Source organism: Cohnella panacarvi Gsoil 349 (assembly GCF_000515335.1).
GTDB classification, from domain to species: Bacteria; Bacillota; Bacilli; order Paenibacillales; family Paenibacillaceae; genus Cohnella; species Cohnella panacarvi.
This window is the reverse complement of record NZ_KI911563.1, coordinates 1444954-1464345: the sequence shown is the minus strand read 5'-3', so window position 1 is coordinate 1464345 and position 19392 is coordinate 1444954. Positions and strand designations below refer to the sequence as shown.

Annotated in this window: 19 protein-coding genes and 2 pseudogenes; 18 read left to right on the top strand and 3 right to left on the bottom strand. The window is 41.5% G+C overall.

Annotated features, from left to right (window positions below):
• Positions 1 to 47: 47 nt before the first annotated feature.
• Positions 48 to 935 (top strand): recombinase family protein, encoded by an 888-nt coding sequence (locus COHPA_RS26050; protein ID WP_245590290.1) that lies wholly within the window; start codon positions 48 to 50, stop codon positions 933 to 935.
• Between the two features lie 48 nt (positions 936 to 983).
• Here the strand turns inward: COHPA_RS26050 and COHPA_RS25025 are convergent.
• Positions 984 to 1272, bottom strand: a pseudogene (locus COHPA_RS25025) (DUF444 family protein); the annotation flags it as partial.
• A gap of 483 nt (positions 1273 to 1755) precedes the next feature.
• On the opposite strand from COHPA_RS25025, the gene COHPA_RS0107045 reads away from it, so the two are divergent.
• The 17 genes from COHPA_RS0107045 to COHPA_RS0106965 all read left to right on the top strand — a co-directional run bounded on the left by COHPA_RS0107045 (position 1756) and on the right by COHPA_RS0106965 (position 17306).
• The gene (locus tag COHPA_RS0107045; RefSeq protein WP_027085493.1) at positions 1756 to 2544 is read left to right on the top strand and encodes an ABC transporter permease; all 789 of its coding nucleotides are present in this window, start codon (positions 1756 to 1758) and stop codon (positions 2542 to 2544) included.
• 6 nt (positions 2545 to 2550) lie between these two features.
• Positions 2551 to 3354 carry an ABC transporter permease gene (locus COHPA_RS0107040; protein ID WP_027085492.1) on the top strand — a complete coding sequence of 268 codons (804 nt, stop codon included), beginning with the start codon at positions 2551 to 2553 and terminating at the stop codon, positions 3352 to 3354.
• A 10-nt stretch (positions 3355 to 3364) separates the two neighbouring features.
• Positions 3365 to 4381 carry an ABC transporter ATP-binding protein gene (locus tag COHPA_RS0107035; RefSeq protein ID WP_027085491.1) on the top strand — a complete coding sequence of 339 codons (1017 nt, stop codon included), beginning with the start codon at positions 3365 to 3367 and terminating at the stop codon, positions 4379 to 4381.
• A gap of 63 nt (positions 4382 to 4444) precedes the next feature.
• Entirely contained in the window at positions 4445 to 5992 is a 1548-nt protein-coding gene (locus tag COHPA_RS0107030) for a nucleotidyltransferase family protein (RefSeq protein ID WP_027085490.1), read from the top strand.
• Between the two features lie 32 nt (positions 5993 to 6024).
• The gene (locus COHPA_RS0107025; RefSeq protein ID WP_027085489.1) at positions 6025 to 6495 is read left to right on the top strand and encodes a hypothetical protein; all 471 of its coding nucleotides are present in this window, start codon (positions 6025 to 6027) and stop codon (positions 6493 to 6495) included.
• Positions 6488 to 7855, top strand: coding sequence for a glucose-6-phosphate dehydrogenase (locus COHPA_RS0107020; RefSeq protein ID WP_027085488.1), 1368 nt, complete (start codon positions 6488 to 6490; stop codon positions 7853 to 7855). The genes COHPA_RS0107025 and COHPA_RS0107020 overlap by 8 nt, the downstream gene beginning before the upstream one ends.
• Positions 7856 to 7877: 22 nt before the next feature.
• Positions 7878 to 8243 carry a cupin domain-containing protein gene (locus COHPA_RS0107015; RefSeq protein WP_027085487.1) on the top strand — a complete coding sequence of 122 codons (366 nt, stop codon included), beginning with the start codon at positions 7878 to 7880 and terminating at the stop codon, positions 8241 to 8243.
• A gap of 5 nt (positions 8244 to 8248) precedes the next feature.
• Positions 8249 to 9418, top strand: coding sequence for a sedoheptulose 7-phosphate cyclase (locus tag COHPA_RS0107010; protein WP_027085486.1), 1170 nt, complete (start codon positions 8249 to 8251; stop codon positions 9416 to 9418).
• A complete protein-coding gene (locus tag COHPA_RS0107005; protein ID WP_027085485.1) occupies positions 9415 to 10410 on the top strand; it encodes an ROK family protein in 996 nt (331 codons plus the stop codon). Before COHPA_RS0107010 ends, COHPA_RS0107005 begins: the two co-directional genes overlap by 4 nt.
• The gene (locus tag COHPA_RS0107000) at positions 10404 to 11633 is read left to right on the top strand and encodes a class-III pyridoxal-phosphate-dependent aminotransferase (protein WP_027085484.1); all 1230 of its coding nucleotides are present in this window, start codon (positions 10404 to 10406) and stop codon (positions 11631 to 11633) included. Before COHPA_RS0107005 ends, COHPA_RS0107000 begins: the two co-directional genes overlap by 7 nt.
• 8 nt (positions 11634 to 11641) lie before the next feature.
• On the top strand, positions 11642 to 12325 hold the full coding sequence (locus COHPA_RS0106995; protein WP_027085483.1) for a DapH/DapD/GlmU-related protein: 684 nt from the start codon (positions 11642 to 11644) through the stop codon (positions 12323 to 12325).
• A gap of 12 nt (positions 12326 to 12337) precedes the next feature.
• Positions 12338 to 13342 carry a Gfo/Idh/MocA family protein gene (locus COHPA_RS0106990; RefSeq protein ID WP_027085482.1) on the top strand — a complete coding sequence of 335 codons (1005 nt, stop codon included), beginning with the start codon at positions 12338 to 12340 and terminating at the stop codon, positions 13340 to 13342.
• Between the two features lie 21 nt (positions 13343 to 13363).
• Positions 13364 to 14155 (top strand): TIM barrel protein, encoded by a 792-nt coding sequence (locus tag COHPA_RS0106985; protein ID WP_245590289.1) that lies wholly within the window; start codon positions 13364 to 13366, stop codon positions 14153 to 14155.
• Entirely contained in the window at positions 14152 to 15681 is a 1530-nt protein-coding gene (locus COHPA_RS0106980; protein ID WP_027085480.1) for an outer membrane protein assembly factor BamB family protein, read from the top strand. The genes COHPA_RS0106985 and COHPA_RS0106980 overlap by 4 nt, the downstream gene beginning before the upstream one ends.
• 10 nt (positions 15682 to 15691) lie before the next feature.
• Positions 15692 to 16333: an HD domain-containing protein gene (locus COHPA_RS0106975; protein WP_027085479.1), complete on the top strand. Its 642-nt coding sequence runs from the start codon at positions 15692 to 15694 to the stop codon at positions 16331 to 16333.
• 18 nt (positions 16334 to 16351) lie between these two features.
• Entirely contained in the window at positions 16352 to 16942 is a 591-nt protein-coding gene (locus COHPA_RS0106970; protein WP_027085478.1) for a dTMP kinase, read from the top strand.
• Positions 16943 to 16985: 43 nt separating this feature from the next.
• A complete protein-coding gene (locus COHPA_RS0106965) occupies positions 16986 to 17306 on the top strand; it encodes a family 43 glycosylhydrolase (protein ID WP_027085477.1) in 321 nt (106 codons plus the stop codon).
• Positions 17307 to 17407: 101 nt separating this feature from the next.
• On the opposite strand, the gene yhbH is transcribed toward COHPA_RS0106965, so the two are convergent.
• Both yhbH and COHPA_RS0106955 read right to left on the bottom strand, forming a co-directional pair.
• Positions 17408 to 18544 (bottom strand): sporulation protein YhbH, encoded by a 1137-nt coding sequence (gene yhbH, locus COHPA_RS0106960; protein ID WP_027085476.1) that lies wholly within the window; start codon positions 18542 to 18544, stop codon positions 17408 to 17410.
• A gap of 40 nt (positions 18545 to 18584) precedes the next feature.
• A pseudogene (locus COHPA_RS0106955) lies at positions 18585 to 19244 on the bottom strand (DUF444 family protein); the annotation flags it as partial.
• Between the last annotated feature and the right edge of the window lie 148 nt (positions 19245 to 19392).

The window sequence follows — 19392 nt, the reverse complement described above, 5'->3', positions numbered from 1 at the left end:
TTGCGGTCTATCTGAATAATCAAGGTTAACGGTCAAAGAACGGATCTTTGTGGTGCCGTGAGACCGTTAATCAAGTACTAAGGAACCCAGCCTACATTGGAAATGTGGTTCACGGTAAGCTGCGTAACATGCTTCAGCGCGAATACGAAGATGACGGAAAAATGACTAAGCGAAAAGTCCAAATAAAAACAGCTAAAGAAGAGTGGAACGTCGTTGAAAATGCTCATGAGCCGCTTATTGATCGTGCCGTCTTCTATAAAGCACAGCAAATTTTGTTTTCGAGGGGACACAAACGGTCACCAGGGAGAGCGTATCATCCCTTAACTGGTATTTTATTTTGCGGCAAGTGCAAGGAAGGGATTGTATGTCAGAAGCGGACTTTTAACGGGAAGGAATACCGTTATTACATCTGTAAAACCTACCACAAATACGGCAGGCATAGATGTGATCAAGCCAATGTGAGGGCAGATGAACTCGAAGCAGCTGTAATAAATTTGGTACGAAAAAAGCTTCAGGATATTCCATCTGACATTTTCACGATGAAAGTCGTGGTTGGCAATGAGCTTGGTAGACTTGAAGACGAAATAAAATCCATAAATAAAAGGATTCAAAAGCTGACCAAAGATCAAATGGATTTATTTCAGCAAAGAGAGCTTTTTCCGGAAGATGTATACACTAGGGAAATGCTAGCCAAGAAACAGCAAATAAAGATAGCCCATGAGGAATGCGAAATCGTGAATCAAAGAATGGCAAACCTACAGAAATCAGATGCCGAAGTCTCTTCCTTACAATATATTTTTGAGGAATTTCGCGAACTGAACGTAGAAAATGAACGGATAAGAGGTTTGTTTCATGAGCTAATTAAAAGTATTTTGTACAAGAGTGGTGATATAGAGGTGATTTATACGTATAGTTTCGATTGGCTTGTAAAATGACACTTTGATCGAATAAGGTGAATCTATTGCGGAATAAAAAGAGAAATCGGGATATCTGGCATCGATTTCAAGCGCCTTGACGTAGGCTGACGAACAGATCGTCCCACCGCTTTCTCCCCGCGTAAAAAACTCCTCCTCGGTTACTCCTTTCGTCTCCGTATGGTGCGTGACGAACACGATTTCTATCTTTTTTGCGGACGTCGTTTAAGATGATTTCGTTGTCGATCATGACTCGCTTATCTTTCTGCTCTAATCGCGGAAGCTCCAATTCCTCGAAGAGCATACGCTTAAGCCCAGCAATATTAATTTCCGTCTCGACATAATCGACGCCTGGTTTAGACTCAAACATTGAAATGAACATCTATAAATTACTGTTTGATGAAGTGGATGAATTTTTCAAAAAAAGTGCGGTAATAAAAAAAAAATTAATATCGATGAGACTTTCTGCAAATAAATATTATCTGGTTTATAAACATTTTTCGGTACAAATAGAATATTTAATTATTTAAGTATTTCCTATACTTTCCATAGGGGAAATGTGCACAAAAAGTCGAATTATTGGAGAGGAGTAATTTTAAAGGAGGAAGGTGCAATGTTTGGAAATGAACAAAATACAGTTTGTCTCCACAATAAATTCAAGGAACAAGTTAATAAATTTCCCGAATCCATTGCGATAATTTACGGTGATCAAAAGCTGAATTACAAGCAACTCCAAAAGGCAGCTTAGTTGGTCTATTTCTTTAATGGTCTTTGGAAACTGAAAATTCGGGGCTTTATTTGTTTACTACGCATAATAAGATCTATACCGGGAGAGCGATGCATGTTATACATCGAGTTCATTAAAAAGGCGTTCCAGGAGAGATACAGCTACCGATTGGATTTTTTCCTCTCCATTATGGCCAGTTTGTTTGCATTGTTTATTCAAATCAATGTATGGACCGCTTTATTTCAGAGTCAAGGAGTTGCCAATGTTGTTTCCCTTCCACAGATGCTAAGCTATTCGATAATGACTTCCGTGATTTTGACGCTAACGAAGTCCAAAATCAGCGGAAATATTTCGGAAAGAGTTCAAAACGGAAACATCTCGTCCGATTTTATTAAACCGATCAACTTCAAAAGTTACCTTTTCGCCGAGGACATGGGCAGAAATCTATTCCAAGCCGTACTGATCAATTTGCCGGTGTGCGTCGTGATCGCTCTCATTTACGGATTTATTTCTTTGAATGACCCGTTGCAATGGATACTGTTCATAGGCAGCCTTCTATTGGGGGTGGCCATTGCTTTTTACATCAATTACATAATTGGTCTATCGGCATTTTGGTTGGAGACTGCGTGGTATCTCCCTTTCTTTACCGGTGCATTGTTCAACTTGTTTTCAGGGGCCGTTATTCCATTGTGGTACTACCCGTCATGGTTATTTAATATATGCAGCTGGCTTCCGTTTCGATTTGTATTTTATGAACCCATTGCAATCTATCTAAGTAAATATTCCATCAGCAGCTCGCTGAACATCATAGGATTAGAAGCACTTTGGCTAATCTTGCTGTATACGGTGGAGAGAATCGTTTGGAGGAGAGTCAATCATAGAATTTCGGTGTATGGAGGGTAAGGGTTCATGGGCTACCTGGATTTATACTTTACGTTTATCAAATTAAGAATTATGGGAGTCGCGGAATATCGGAAATCTTTCTTTATGGGTGTACTGGCCCAGTTTTTTTCATATGCATCGGAAATATTACTTGTTTGGCTCATCATGAAGCAATTCAAATCGATCAATGGCTGGGGAGCATACGAAGTTACGATTCTTTATACCATCAATTTAGGGTCGTACGCACTCGCTGGCTTTTTGTTCTTTACGCCGTGCAATCAAATCAGCAGCATGGTGAAAAACGGTTCATTTGACGAGGTATTGACCAAACCTTTGAACAACTTGTTATATCTGATCTGCAGAGACTTTAATACGGCGTATATCAGCCACTTGTTGTTATCGCTATTTGTAATCGCTTATAGCCTTAATGCTCTGGCCATACCTATCGATATAAGCTCAATTGCGTATATCATCGTAATCTTTTTGAGCGGAGCCTTGATTCAGGCAGCGGGGTTGATTGTGACTTCTGTTCCCGCTTTCTGGGTAGTCGAAAATTCCGGAATCAAAGAAATATTCTTTTTCGAGTTCAAAAGCTTTGTTAAATATCCCATTTCGATTTATCACAAAAGCATCCAGATTATTTTAACCATGGTGTTGCCTTATGCCTTTATCAATTTCTTTCCGGTTCAAGTGCTGCTTAAGAAAAATGATTACGTCGGCTTTAACCACTCTCTCCCCTATATTAGTCCGCTTGTAGGTGTCTTTTGTTTCACGATCGCATACTTGTTCTGGAAAAAAGGGATCAACAATTACTCCAGCACGGGCTCATAGGAGGCTAATGATGAATACGATCATTCAACTAAAAAATGTGACCAAGGAATATAAGGTTGTACAACATGAAAAAGGGATTGTTCCGACGATGCTCTCTCTGTTTCACCGAAAATACGAGATCAAAAAGGCGATTAACGATGTCTCCTTCGAAATTAAAAAAGGAGAGCTGGTCGGATATGTTGGTGCCAATGGCGCCGGCAAATCGACAACGATCAAAATGCTGACCGGCATTTTGGTTCCAACGGAAGGAACCCTTTTGGTGCACAACGCAGTTCCCTATAAGAATAGAAAAGAAAACGCTAAGAAGATTGGCGTTGTATTTGGCCAAAGAACGCAATTGTATTGGAATTTGCCAATGGAAGAAACCTTCGACTTATTTAAAAGAATATACAAAATCGAAGACAAGAGGTTCAAAGAGAACGTCGGCTTTTTTGTAGAACTGCTGGAAATGAACAGTTTTTTGCGGACCCCCGTGAGACAATTAAGCCTAGGACAACGAATGCGGGCGGAACTGGTCGTCTCCTTGCTGCATGATCCGGAAATATTGTATTTGGATGAACCGACGATAGGATTAGATGTCTCTATTAAACGGAAAATAAGAAGTTTCATTAGGGAAATAAACAAAGAAAGGAATACGACCGTTATTTTGACGACCCATGATATGGACGATATCGAGGCTGTCTGCAATCGTATTATTACAATCGATAAAGGGGCATTGGTCTTCGACGGAAGTCTTGATCAATTTAAAAATAAATACAGCAACGGCAATGTATTGATTATAGATTTCTTGGAGAATACACCGAAACAATTGGACTCCCGAATCCGAATCGTGAAGGAGGAAGGAACGAAGAAGTGGCTTTGGTACGATAAGGATATTATATCCACCGCCGAAGCAATAACGCTTATTACTAGAAATCATGAAATCGTAGACATACAAGTTCAGGAACCCACGATTGAGGCAGCAATGTACGAGATTTATAAATTCCAATCGGATAAAGAAAAAAATAAAGATCGTCTATTAGTTTAGCGCGTAACGGGAGCCCTGAATCTAGTGAATTTTATCGATGTGGGGCTAAAAGGAGGAAACTGAGTGTCAACTTCTTTGACAATTGAACAAAAAGTATTATTGAGAACAATTCGTTCAATTCTTTTGGAGAAACCTATTCAAAACAGAGATTACATTGATGTTGATTGGAATGCATTTCTTGACCTTAGTAAGAACCATAAAGTAATGCCAGTCATATTCAAAGTTGTATCTCCGTATATTCCACCTGATTATCAATCCTTCTGGAAAGAGGCATATGAGAATCATGTTTCTAAAATCAATAGCATTCTATTAGCATTACGCGACGTGACGGCGATTTTAAAAAAAGAAAACATCCATTTTTCGGTGATGAAAGGTTTATGCCTGTCCGTGTTGCTGTTTGATGATATTTTTGCAAGACATACAGGAGACATAGATTTGTTATTTAACGACAGACATTCAAAACAAGCATTTGATTTACTTTCCCGTCATGGGTACAAATCATATATTGGAGTGGATAGAGCCGATCTCTGCAACATTGAACAAGGACTTGCTTTGCAAATTCCATTCCCATTGTTAAAAGGATATCGACATCATGAATATTTTGAAATGTGGAAACAATTTGAGAACCATTATGTCAGCGTTGAAATTCAGCGTTATTTACATGAGACGATTATGTGTGAAGATAGTATTGAAACCTTTATTCGATCAAATACGCAGATTAATATCAGAGATTTTCAGGTTCCTACAATGGATTTGTACCATACGTTCTTATGCCTTTGTGAAAATGCTGATAATGACGGATCAAGCGAACAGCCAATTTTGAGAAACATGTTTGATATTGCGATTTTCCTGAAAAAGTTCAAAACGCAAATAGATTGGAATCGATTGTCTGTTTTGGCTGACCACTATAAAATGGGGAGCATTGTTCATCAAACTTTGAGCGAAGTGAACGATTTGTTTGGTGAAGTCATGTCCCACCAATTCAAAACCATAGAGAGTATACAAAAATGGAAGTGGAACCTTTCAATTCATGACAGAATTTTCACAACACCGGAAGAATATGAGCGAGAGAGGCTTAAACAGCATCAACAAAAAACCATACAAAAAGTTATATCTCGCATTGAAGTTTTCAAAGATTCGCATAAAGAACCAAAATTATTAGAAAACTTCTCTTCATATGAAATTAATGCCGATCGTTTTGATTTGAATTTAAAATTTTTGTTCGAATTGAATTCAAACAAATTGGATTGTTACATTCAATTTGAAAATAGTGCATATGAAATTTTACATGCTTACACCTTTATCTTTAAGATGCTGAACAACCATTTGAGCTATGATCAAAATTTTTTGTTTCATGAATATCAAATTTCATGGAAAGAAAAAAACTTGTTCCTCAAAAATGGGAATGGCGAAGACATTTCAAAGGTCGAGGTAGTAAATATTGATGGAACTAAGGTCATGTACTTTTCTTTGCCATTTAGCGATAGCGTTATTGTTCGTAATTTAGTAGAGCATAACCAATTGGTTTTTCAGTTCAATTTATTAATCAAGCCATATTTCCACGTATATCATAATTTTGATGGAGCCTTTATGGTCTTATCAGCAAGATAGTTTTCATGAATTTAAAAATGGTTGGAGGTATCATGAAGACTTTTGACATTGAGGTTGCTGATTGCCCTGAGCATCAGTTCATCACATTATTAGAGAGTTTGCTTACAAGAATACGAGAGCGAGTATCGGAAGTACTGCAGCAAGAAACTTCGCAACGCATGTTAACCAAGTCCCTTATCGAACATCCCAATCTGCAAGTGCGTTCCAAATTGGCGTTCTTCTTGGAATGCTTTATGCATTTACATGCGGGCTGGTCAAATCTATTGAAATTTCTCGAATGGGTCAAGGGGTTAACGGCAGACTCCATGTTTGATCACATGTTCGAGAAAACGATTCAATTGGTAAATGCATGGCAGCGGTTTCAACTCGAATACAATCGACTTCTAAGAAAGCCGGAGTTATTTTCACAAGAGTTTGCAACGAAATTTTCTGCAATTATTGATCGAGAATACAAGACCTACCGCCTGTTTCTTGAACTGCTAAAGCGTGAACAATATGCATGATTTGATAACTCAAAAGACGATCGTTATTTTTGGCGGTACAGGTGATCTTGCTCAAAAGAAGCTTATCCCTTCCATAATGAAAATGCGCATAGAAGAGGATTTGTTCCCCCAGCTGAAAATAGTCTGTATTTCCAGAAGACAGTTGACGGAGAATGATTTCACGCAATACGTGAGGCGCATATACAACAGTTTTTGCGAGACTTATTCGTATTACATAGATGAACAATGGTTTTTAAGATTTATGGGATCAATTTATTACTATGCAATGGATGTAACGCAGGAATCGGACTTTAAGGGTCTTAAGGAATACCTTAATCGCTTAGACGAAATGCGTAATTCATCATTTAACGAGAGAATCTTTTTCCTTTCCTTATTGCCAAGCTTATTTTCTATCTCCATCCGTAATCTTGCGGCATCGACTATTCTTGCTGATAGCGGCGTTAGAAAGATCGTGGTAGAAAAACCGTTTGGTACGAATTTGCAAACCGCGCTTGAGATCGAAACCGAACTTGTTAAGCATTTTCGCGAAAAGGAAATATTTCGGTTGGATCACGTACTTGAGAAAAAGTTTTATAAGGACCTCTACCATATTCGTTCAGTATGTCCTCGTTTTGATTGTTATTGGAACAGTTCGTTCATTAACAAGATTGAAATCGAGTGGAACGAGTCAATTGGGATAGAGGGTAGAGGTCAATACTACGAGTCTGTAGGGGCCCTGCGAGATATGGTTCAAAATCATATCCTGCAAACATTGTCCCTTGTCTGTATGGAGCTGCCGGCAACCGGAGAGCTGTTCATGCTTCGCAACGAGAGAGCTAGGTTAATTGGAAATCTTACGAAATTCGAACAGGAAGAAGAACTGGGACGAAAGGTTATACGTGGGCAATATATTGGCTATCGAGAAGAGGATAACGTAAATCCGAATTCTGTTATTGAGACATTCGTACGTCTTGAATTAACGATTCGGAGTTTGCGCTGGAAAGGTACTGACGTTGTACTGAAAACCGGAAAGAGAATGGAAGAAAAACGCACGAGAATCGAAATTTCATTTAAATCACCACAAACAGTGAAGACACTCAGAGATCTTCTCAGTGAGTTTACGAATTCTTACGATTCCATAATCTTCGATGTCATGAGAGCTAAAATCATTGTGACCGATATGCACAATAACTCGGTTGATTCCAAGAGGAACTCCATTTCTTATGATAAGTTGTTTCAACGTATAATTTCCGGTGATCAAAGCTCATTCGTCTCGTGGGAAGAGATTCAAGCATCTTGGCAATTCATTGATCATATTCGTCGGTTGTGGGAGCAGAATACCACAGGAATTTGTTGTTACCAATTAGGGTCCATAAATTAGCGAGAAGCGGAGGGGGAGCCTGTTGAACTACCAAAAGAAAAATGTATATGAAGCATTAATGGAAAAAGAAATCAGCCACGAAGGGATGGGGGTGAACGAGAAGAACCGTCTTTTCTCAAAAGTTGATTTCCAATCGCCACTCGATTTCATCGATTATGTAATTGTTCCTCCCCAATCGAGCATCGGGGTACATCGTCATGGCAACAACGAGGAAATCTACTTTATCGTTAATGGAGCCGGAAACATGGTCCTCGGAGAATCGGAAATCCAAATTAAAGCGGGAGATGTCATTGTAAATCCCATTGGGGGAACTCATGGATTAATGAATAATTCTGATGCTAATATTTCGATTCTTGTGTTTCAAGTATCCATGCAAAAAGGAGTCTGACAAATGTGAGAAACTTGCATTTCGTAGATAATGTCCTTACCGTCTCTGACGAAAGACACGTTGTGAATTATGAAATTGCGATGACAAAAGATATTTTCAACCCAGAAAACGAAGTGATAAAAAAATATTGTAACGATAGGAAGCTACTTGTATTAATTAGTGAGAGTATAAACAAACTTTATATAGATAAAATCAGCAATTATTTTTCGACTCATTTCCATCCAGAGAAGTATAAGATCATTACAATTAATACAAACGAGCAAGAAAAAAATATGAGTGCCGTCCTTTATATTTGCAATGAAGGTAAAAAGTTCAAATTGGATCGGAATTCACTGATGATCGGTATTGGGGGCGGAATTTTACTTGATATTGTCGGATTTGCAGCATCTATGTATAAACGGAAGTTGGAATACCTGAGAATACCAACGACCTTGGTTGGTCAAATAGACGCGGGGATTGGTATTAAAACAGGAATAAATTATGAAGGATCAAAAAATTTCTTGGGTTCATTTTATCCTCCAAAAGCTGCGATTAATGATTTTTCCTTGTTATCGACATTAGAGGAGAAAGAAATTCGTTGCGGATTATCTGAGATTGTAAAAATGGCAATCATCCGAGACAACCAATTATTCGATTTGGTTGAGGAATATGGAGCCCAATTGATACAAAGCAAGTACAGAAGTCATCAGTCGGCTGCCATAGAGATTAATCAACGTGCAATCATTAGAATGATTGAAGAACTTCGGGTGAATTTCTATGAAGCTGATTTGGAACGGTTGGTCGATTTCGGACATTCCTTCAGTCCGTATATTGAAACGAGCTCAAATTATCGAATTAGCCATGGCATTGCAGTGGCAATGGATATGGCTTTGTGCACAGAAATTTCATATCTTATGGGATTACTTTCATTACCTAATCGTGATCGTATCTTAAAGCTGCTAATCAGTCTGGGTCTAGATGTGCACGTTGGTAATGAGGATGCAGAAGGTTTATGGGATTCCTTGAATGATATCGTATTGCACCGAGGGAATCATCTCAATCTTGTTTTACCAAACGATATCGGTAAAGCAATCTTTATCAAAGATTTGAAAGAGATTAATTTTGAGTTAATTCATCGTTCGTTATTCGAACTCACTGCATTCCAGTCACGGTACGGGAGGGAACTGAATGTATGAAAGCCTTCCTCGTAATGGATATTGGTGGGACGTATTTCCGCTCAGGGTCGTATTTGGAGTCTGGAGTTTTGGTGGATGTAAAGAAAGTGAATTCGGATAATTTCATAAATCTTCCGGACATAACCATTGAACAAATGCAACAGGATTTCTTAGAATCCATCACTAGAATTGTTGAGGAGTACAAACTTTCGAATGACTACCGGATCACGGGTTTGGGAATTTCCTTCCCTGGACCTGTAACCGATGAAGGCGTAGTGAGAGAAGCGCCTACCCTATGGGGGAACACTTCCAGTGAATTCCCATTAAGACACTTGTTGCAGCTTCGTTTCAGCGATCTTGAAGTCATAGTTATGAACGATGTTACTGCGGCCGGTTGGAGGTACGTCAAAAGTAAAAGTGATCGTTTCTGTATCATTACTGTTAGTTCTGGAATAGGCAATAAAGTATTCTGGAACGGTGAAGTTTTAATTGACTCCAATGGTAGTGGCGGAGAAATCGGTCATTCCTATTATGGAGGACGCTTCAAGGAATTGGTGTGTGATTGCGGCTGCAAAGGGCATCTAGGAGCAATTTCCTCAGGGCGGGGAGTTGAAAAAGTAGGGGAATATTTGAAGAATGAATATCCGGAACAATTCACCCTATCTTTGCTTTCGCATTCCCCCAAAATAACAACTTTCGAAATGATTAAAGCGTTGGCGGCGGAAGATGACTTCGCCAAGATTATCCTAGATGAAAGCATAAAACCGTTAGCGCATTCAATGTCCTTCATCTGTCAATTAATTGGTATAAAACGTTTTGTTATTATCGGTGGTTTTGCGATCGCTGTCGGGAATCCATACATCGAAACATTGAAACGGCACTTAAATGAATTGCATGAATTTCAGAAAGACACGGAGATTGAGATTGTATTCGGTGAGAATGACGATAACCATGGATTAATTGGCTTAGGAAAATACATTAATGTAGTAGAAGGGAATGGACGACTGTGTTAAAAACAAGTTCATATTTGGAGTACCTAGCTAATAATACTTGGCCGGATCCGTCGTTAGGACCAGCCGTGAAAGGGGAAGGTATTTACTTTTGGGATACCGAAGGCAATCGATTCGCTGACTATTCGAGCCAAACACTTAATGTCTTGTTAGGTCAGTGTCATCCAGCAATTGTAGCGGCAGTCGTAGAGCAGGCCCGCACTCTAACCTACATTTCGAGTCGCTTTAGCTCCGTATCTTTCCTCGAAGCTTCGAAATTAATTGTTGAACTAGCACCGAAACATTTAACGAAGGTTAATATAAAAATGTGTGACGGCTCCGATGCCAATGAGGCTGCTCTTAAAATCGCAAAGAAGTTTACTGGAAAGAGCGGAATTATCTCTTATAACGGAGGTCATACGGGTCAGACGACTCAAACCATTCATATTCGCGGTTACGCAAGAGATTACAACACTTTATTAGGGACGACCGAGGATGTTGTCTTTATCGATCCACCTTCATGCGATGAACCTAGCTCTTTTTTACGGTCGCTCGAACAGCTCCACGATGCGATCAGTAAACATGGAAACATTGCCGCTGTCTTTGTTGACCCTATTATGGCCAATGCTGGCGTACTCGTTGACGAGAATACCGGAACCTACCTGAAGGAAATTCAACGTTATTGCCGTGAGAATGATATTCTATTCATAATTGACGAGAACCAAAGTTTCGGTTGGATGCCTGGTATATTTGCAACAAATTACTATGGAATAGAGCCGGATATCGTAACACTTGGAAAAGGACTTTCGGCAGGTCATCCGCTCGCAGGCGTACTTCTTCATGATAAATTAAAGGCAGTACTTGATTATAACGAGGCTGATTTCACTAATGGCGGACACCCCATTTCCTGCGCAGCGGCAGTAGCTACTCTGACCACCCTGAAGTCTGAGGAATTTGATATTTTGGGTAAAGAATCAGAAATGATCAAACGACTCGAGAAATTGAAAAACATATCAAAAGTGCCGATCCGCACGAGAGGGGTCGGACTGATTCACAGTATTGTAATTTCAGTTGGCAGCAAGGAAGAAAACCTTTCGACAACTAAGGGAATTTACAATCGTTTACTACGCAAGGGTGCTTTCTTCAGGCTATATGAAAATCGTATTGTAATTAAACCACCCATCATCATTACTTACGAGCAGATCGAGGAACTTTTTGCAATTCTCGAAGAATGCTTTGCTTCGTAGGCCGGTCTATGAATATATTACCTGATTTGATCAATTTTCAAAGCTTCGCTTGGCGCAGTTTGTTTCTTGAATACCAGGACCCTCGTGAGATTCTAATGAATTTAGGAGGGTATATCGAAGATCAACTTCATAGATTACCAAAGACGAATATTGTAGATGTTCCAGGAACTTTCTTACAACACGATAAGGTTTGGATTGGTGAAAATACAACGATTGAGCCGGGAGTTTATATTAAGGGACCGGCACTAATCGGATCTAATGTTACTATCCGACATGGTGCATACCTTAGAGAGAATGTAATTATTGGGGATAACTGTGTCGTGGGGCATTGTAGTGAAATTAAACACAGCGTCTTATTAAACAAAGCGAAAGCTCCCCATTTCAACTATATTGGCAATTCAATTATAGGTGAAGGGGTAAATTTCGGCGCTGGGTCGATATGTTCCAATGTGAAAAACCTTCCGTTTAAAGGCGCTATTTCGATCGAATTCAATGGACATAGATGGAGTGCGGAAACCCCTTACTTTGGCTCAATTGTAGGAGATAATGCCAAGATCGGGTGCAACACGGTCCTGAATCCTGGCACAGTAATTGGTAAAAATGTTGTCACTTATGCCAACATTTCACTCAAGTGCCATATTCCGGACAACCATATCGTGAAATCTAATGCCGAAATCGTGCCAATCGTGTAGGTGGGGGAGAATATGGACAGAAAACTGAATGCCGTAATCGTAGGTTTAGGTAAAATGGGAAAAAAGTGGATCGATGTCGTAAATCGAAACCCTAAACTACAATGTATTGGTTATGTGGATCCTATGCAGGATACTTTGGAGCGCATTAGAAATAAATACGACTTCCGTCAGGATGTGATGTTTGAACGTTATCAGGATGCTTTTTCGGGTACGCCGAAAGCTGACATTCTGATCAACGTCACGCCGCCAAATTTACACGAAGAAATAAGTGTTGCCGCCATTGAACATGGCATCCATGTGCTAAGCGAAAAACCGTTAGCTGATACATTGAAATCAGCCCAAACGATTATGGAACGAATAAAGGGTACACAACTGAAGTACATGGTTAGCCAAGATTATCGCTTTAACCCAATTCCGAGAAAAGTGAAACAATTGTTGAAAGAGGGGTTCATTGGGGACCTTTCTCATATCCAGGTACTGTTTGCACGTAATCCTAATTTTTCACCTGACAATTTTCGGTTAACTGAAATGGAATATCCGATGATAATCGATATGAGCATTCATCATTTTGACTTGTTGAGGTATTTCACGGAACAATTACCTAAAAGCATCTCCACAGTAAGTTATAACCCAAGTTGGAGTCCATACAAATCAGATGCGGCGCATTCGATGATCATCGTTTTAGATAGCTGTCAAGTTACTTATGATGCATCTTGGTGTTCTGTCGGGCTGGAAACGTCCCGTGCAGGTACATGGAGATTTGACGGCAGAAAGGGAAGTTTGCTTTGGGAAGATTCAAGTCTATATCATATTCATACCGTTAATCAAATCACAGTGAAACAACTTATCGACAATAGCGTGTCGACCCAATCTTCACAGGATCTTGTCTTAGAAGAGTTCATCCAATCTATAGTCGAAAACCTCGAACCAGAGTGCAACATATTCGACAACATCAAATCCCTACAGATGGTATTTGATGCTGTTGAATCGGCAAAGAGAACGAAAGCCACTATCTAGGCATACTAGAAAGATGAGGTTATGACGATGCAGTTCACTCTATGTTTTGGGGCGTATCAAGGTAAAGATGTTACCTATCACTTAGAAAAAGTAAGAGATCATCAGCTTGCGGGTCTTGAGTTTTATCGGTGGTGGAATCTAGACCTTTCTGCTGTAAAGAAAGACATCGAAAGAATTGATAAACGAATCGTTTCAATATGTGCACGCTACATCAGCCTAGTTGATGAAACTCTCCGTGATTCTTTCATTGCTGGAATACGTGAAACGATTGAAGCGGCGAAGAGCCTCGGTGCTACTTCGATTGTGACGCAAACTGGCGATTTACTAAGTGGCGTTACAAGAGAGAAACAAATGAATACGATGGTGGAAACCTTAAAAGTATGTGCACCGCTATTCGAGAAAGCGGGTCTTGTTCTTGAGATAGAGCCACTAAATACCCTGGTTAATCATCCAGGGTATTTCCTGCAGCATTCAGATGAAGCGTATCGAATTGTCCAAGAGGTCGACTCTCCTCATGTTCAAATCTGCTTCGATTTTTACCATCAGCAGGTTTCAGAAGGCAACTTGATCTCCAATGCAAGGAAATACTTCGATAAAATAAACCATTTTCATATTGCCGACCATCCCGGCCGGACCGAACCTGGTCTTGGAGAAATTAACTACCACAATATTTTAAAGGCTTTAGTAGAACTGGATTTCACCGGACTTGTAGGATTGGAGTGCAAATTTATAAATGACACTGATGAAAGCATAGAGCGGTTTAAAAAAGAATATATCGAACGGATTTTTCCTCTTGAAGAGGTGACACCTTGAGGTTAGTTTACGATTATGAATATGGGACCGTATATGATGAAAACTTCAAGAACTCAATACTTACGGAACCGACGTATTTCGATATAGATGCACATGGGAACTTTCCTCTCATAGTCGATGGGAATAAGCAATTCCGTTTCTTTGGCAAATTACTAGAACGGGAAGATTGGGTGGATATCGGAAACCCAATGGCGGGAAGACCCCTTATCATGGATCGAGAGGGGAATTTCATTGCTTATTCTACTGAGCGCATCCGATTCTCTTGGGAGCAAGAATTAGATCCAGAGACTATTCATATTTTAGACGAAGATAGAGCGTTGCTTACACTTCGAAAGAAACAAAAAGTGATTCTCATTGACGCAAGCGGAAAAATTATATGGTCTTTCGGTAAAGATCGGAAGCCGGGAAGCGGACAACTGAATGTTCCGATGTACTCATGCTATCTTCTTCAGTCAAACACCGTACTGATTGCGGATTCGATAAATTCACGGGTTCTTGAAGTGGATCTAAATGGCAAGATCTTATGGCAGTACGGAGAGGCAGGTACACTGGGATCTGAGGGGCAACTCTTGTGGAAACCTACGTGCGCGAAACGGCTCCCCAACGGAGACACTGTTATAGCGGATTCCAAAAACAGACGCATTATAAGGGTAACGAGGGAAAAAACCGTCGTTTCTTCTTTGGGCGAAGCGACTATTAAGCGATTAATACTCACCTATCCAAGATCGGTTGAGGAATTGGCAGATGGTACATTCCTGATTGCAAATACCCACAGCAATGCCTTAGTACGAATCGATTCCGATATGAGTCGAATGATAGATTTCTACGAAAACATTGGGAATCCGTTTTATTGGCCAAGATGCACTGCCACTAACATGAATCGATCGGAAATTGTGGTATGTGATGGGCTGAACAATAGGCTCGTTCTATTAGAATACCCAACCTTTGAAGAAAAACATAACTTAATGCAATGCCAATCAGGGGATTCCTTTCTGCCATTGGGTGACCCTCATCACCTCGAAATTAATAAGACGACAGGACATTACCTTGTGACACTCACAGAAAATAACGAAGTAATTGAGCTTAGCCGAAGCGGGAAACTCGTTAGGAAATGGGGGGGACTCCAGGATCCGCATTCTGCTAAGTATATTGAGAACGGAATCGTAATTGCCGACTCAGATAAGCACAGAATTACTCTTCATTTCGATGATCAAACCATTCAGCATATCTCCTCCTTCGTAAATAGTCGAGGAGACGTGGAAACGTTCCATCGGCCCAGATTTGCTACCAAGTATCGAGAAGGATATCTCGTCATGGATACAGGAAATCAGCGAATCGTTTATATCGAAAGCAAGCAATCGGGAGTATGGAATGGGAAAGTGGTAGAAATCGACTTTCCACCCAACGTCATCTCGAGTTTGTGTAATCCGAGGTGGATATATATCAGAGAAAATGGTTCGCTCATCATTACTGATACGGAAAACTGTCGAATCATTCACTGCACCGTCGCAAGTGACGGCCTTTAGGAGGGATCGAATGTATCTTCATGACCGTGCGACTGCAGAAAGTTGGCTTGAATGGGCCGGTAAGAAAAACCCCGGAAGATGGGTAGACCATTCTTATAACGTAGCAAAGGCTGCGGAAGTTATTGCTACGGCAATGCAGCAGTCGGGAGAGGATATTGACCCCAATATCGCATATATTTGCGGTATTTTACACGACATTGGCAGATTTAGGGGGGTTACGCCTTCTGTCGTCCATTCTTATGACGGATATCAATTGATGATCGAAAAAGGATACCCCGGAAATGCACAAGTTTGTGTTACTCATTCCTTTCCTATTCAGAATAGAATGATTGAAACGAGTAACGGCTGGGATGAGGTGCCGAACCATGTGCAAAAGGAACTTATTTCGTTAATTCATCAATTTGACTGGAATCAATACGATTTTCTATTAACCTTATGTGACGCCCTCTCCGAAGCTGACGGCTTTACGCTAATTGAAAGAAGATTAGTTTCCGTTGCGATCCGTCATGGGACGAATGCGAATGTTCCCATGCATTGGAAAGGCTTCTTTCAGATAAAGAATGACATTGAACAGAAGATTGGACAATCCATCTATCGCTTTTTTCCAGAGACCTCTGATTCCATATATAGTCCAATAGTAATTGACAATTAGGAAAGGGTGGCTCTATAAATGATAATCACTTTTTCAGGAATTGATGGTTCAGGAAAGACTACACTTGCCCAAACTTTAACAAATGCTTTGCTAAACAAAGGCATAGACACTGAGTATGTAAAACCACGCTACGTTTGTAATTCAATAATGAAAACTTTTTGTGAGTTCGAGTTCGGTGATCCGCTATCTTACATCCCGAATTTAGACAGTACACTTTATATGTGTGGTATTGTCGTGGACTTTATGGACTTGCTTAATGAAAAGCTTAGAGACCATGATGGCAAGGTATATGTGTGCGATAGGTATATATTTGACGTTCTGGCACAAGCATTTCATTATGGCGCGGATCCCAAACCTATTACAGCGCATTTCAAGCACTTCCCGGTTCCGGATATAAGTTTCTATATCGAGATTGACCCTCTCGAGGCCCATGAAAGATTACTAAAAAGAGTAGATCCTCCTATCTATGATATTGAGAGTTTAGATAATTTAGAGAAACTGAAAGCTGGTTATGCCAAAGTTAATAATATGCTTATTTGGAAAAGACACGTCATTGATGCCTCGACCAAGATAGATGGTATATTAAAATACCTGGATAAAATAGTTTAAATACCCACCATGTCGAGAGATTGTTTATGTATGAGGACAGGGATTGGAGAATGTACGAGGAAATGACGTCGAGGTGCAGACCAGCGATTGGTATATGGTGCATCTTTGCGGTCGTCCTTTAACGGCGTCCCGAATGTGCGACTTAGGACGTGAAAGCGCGATTCAGAAGGCCGAATGGGCGGCAGACGGTTGGCTGCGCCTGGCGGAAGGAGGCCATGAGCCCCGCCTGCTGGTTCATTCGCCTTTACCGGAGCATCGCTTCGATGAATGCGTACATGGAACGGGAACGGACCATTTTGACGAAGACATACTCGGTATCCACCTGAACACGCTTCGAGAACCGGCGTATGCGTTCAGGAATTGAGCGGTGCCCGAAAGTATGCGGATTTTTCAGTGGGGCTTGGGCTGCCACAGTCCCTAACGGATAAAAGACTCCAGAAGGAGTCTTTTGCATAGAGTAGCAAGTCACTTTTGAAAGAATCTCTTTAACGCAAGATAGATTTCGCTTTTTTCTTTGATGACATAGTACATAAATTTGGGATCCTCGATATGCTTGTAAGCCGCCATCAGCGTACTCGAACGATTGTACTGATTGACTTCACCGTACCCGAACATATTGCTTCTTTTCGTCAACTCCGTAATGAGCCTTACGCACCGCTCGTTATCCGATGTCAGATTGTCGCCGTCAGAAAAATGAATCGGATATATATTGTACTCGTTTGGCGGATACCTGGAATCAATAATTTCCAAGGCTTTGGCGTAAGCAGACGAGCAAATCGTCCCGCCGCTTTCCCCCCGAGTAAAAAACTCCTCTTCGCTGACTTCCTTAGCCTCTGTATGATGCGCGACGAACACGATTTCGACTTTTTCGTATTTCGTCCTAAGAAACCTAGCCATCCAGAAAAAGAAGCTGCGCGCCGCGTACTTTTCGTAGCTTCCCATGCTTCCCGATGTGTCCATTAGAGCGAGGATGACGGCGTTGGAGTGGGGCTTTTCAACTTCATTCCAAGTCCGGTAACGGATATCGTCCGGGGAAATCCCGCCGATCATCGGACGACCGTCCCGAGAATTGCGCCGCAAGTTTTCGAGAATCGTCCGCTTCTTATCGATATTGGATACGATGCCTTTCTTGCGGACGTCGTTAAAGATGATTTCGTTGTCTGTCATGACGCGCTTGTCTTTCTTTTCCAAACGGGGAAGCTCCAGTTCCTCGAATAGCATGCGCTCCAGTTCCGCGATATCGATCTCCGCTTCGAAGTAATCGGCCCCCGGTTGATCGCCCGCGCCTTCGCCTTTACCCGGACCCTGCGTCTCCGCAGTATCTCTGCCCAGCACGTCTCCGACTTGCGTATCGCCATCTCCTTGGCCGACGTGCTTCGATTTATTGTAGTTATAGACGAACCTGTATTCATCCAAACTGCGAATGGGAATCTTGATGATTTGCTTGCCGTTCGAGGCGAGAATACTTTCGTCGGTGACAAGATCGGGGAGATTCTGTTTGATCGCTTCGCGAACTTTCTCTTGATGCCGGCTTTGATCCAGATAGCCTTTGCGGTGCAGGGACCAATCTTCCTTAGAAACAATAAAAAGCGGCTCCGCCATGGCCGCTTCACCTCCCGTAAGCTCTAGTTCATTACGCCACACCCATCGACCCCGAAGTATCCATCATGGCTAGAATAACCGCATTGTTATGCGGCTTCACGATTTCTTCCCACGTTTTGAAACGCAGATCGTCCGGCGAGATGCCGTGGATTTCCGGATGTCCCTCGCGCGAGTTGCGGCGTAAATTCTCGAGGATCGTCCGCTTCTTGTCGATGTTGGACATAATGCCTTTGCGCCGAACGTCGGTGAACCGGACTTCCTTCGACTCGATCTGCTCTCGTTCCTTGCGCTGCAAGTAAGGAAGCTCCAGCTCTTCGAACAGCATCGACTCCAGCTCGGCCATCGAAATTTCGGCTTCCACGACGTCTTCGCCCGGATCGGAGCCGGCATTCTCCCCTTTGCCGCCTTGCGGCGTCGGATCGACCCCCAGCACGTCGCCGACTTTGCTGTCGCCTTGGCCTTGGCCGACGTGCTTCTTCTTGTTCATATTGAATACGAACCGATATTCGTCCAAACTGCGAATCGGGATCTTTATGATCTGGCGCCCATCCGACAGCACGATGTTCTCTTCGCTGATCAGGTCGGGCAAGTTCTGCTTGATCGCCTCTCTGACTTTCTGCTGGTGACGCGCTTGATCCTGGTAGCCCTTGCGGTGGAGCGACCAGTCTTCACGGGACAGAATGAATGAGGAATGGTTCATGGGCAACCCCCTCTCGCGAGTAGTGAAATCGTTGATCGTAATCAATATATTCAAGTTGCCGCAAACAATGTGTGCGATATGCCCGGGGTACAAGCACATGGAAACAAAACATAGTCCGCGCGCAACTGACAGATGTCCCCTCGATCGA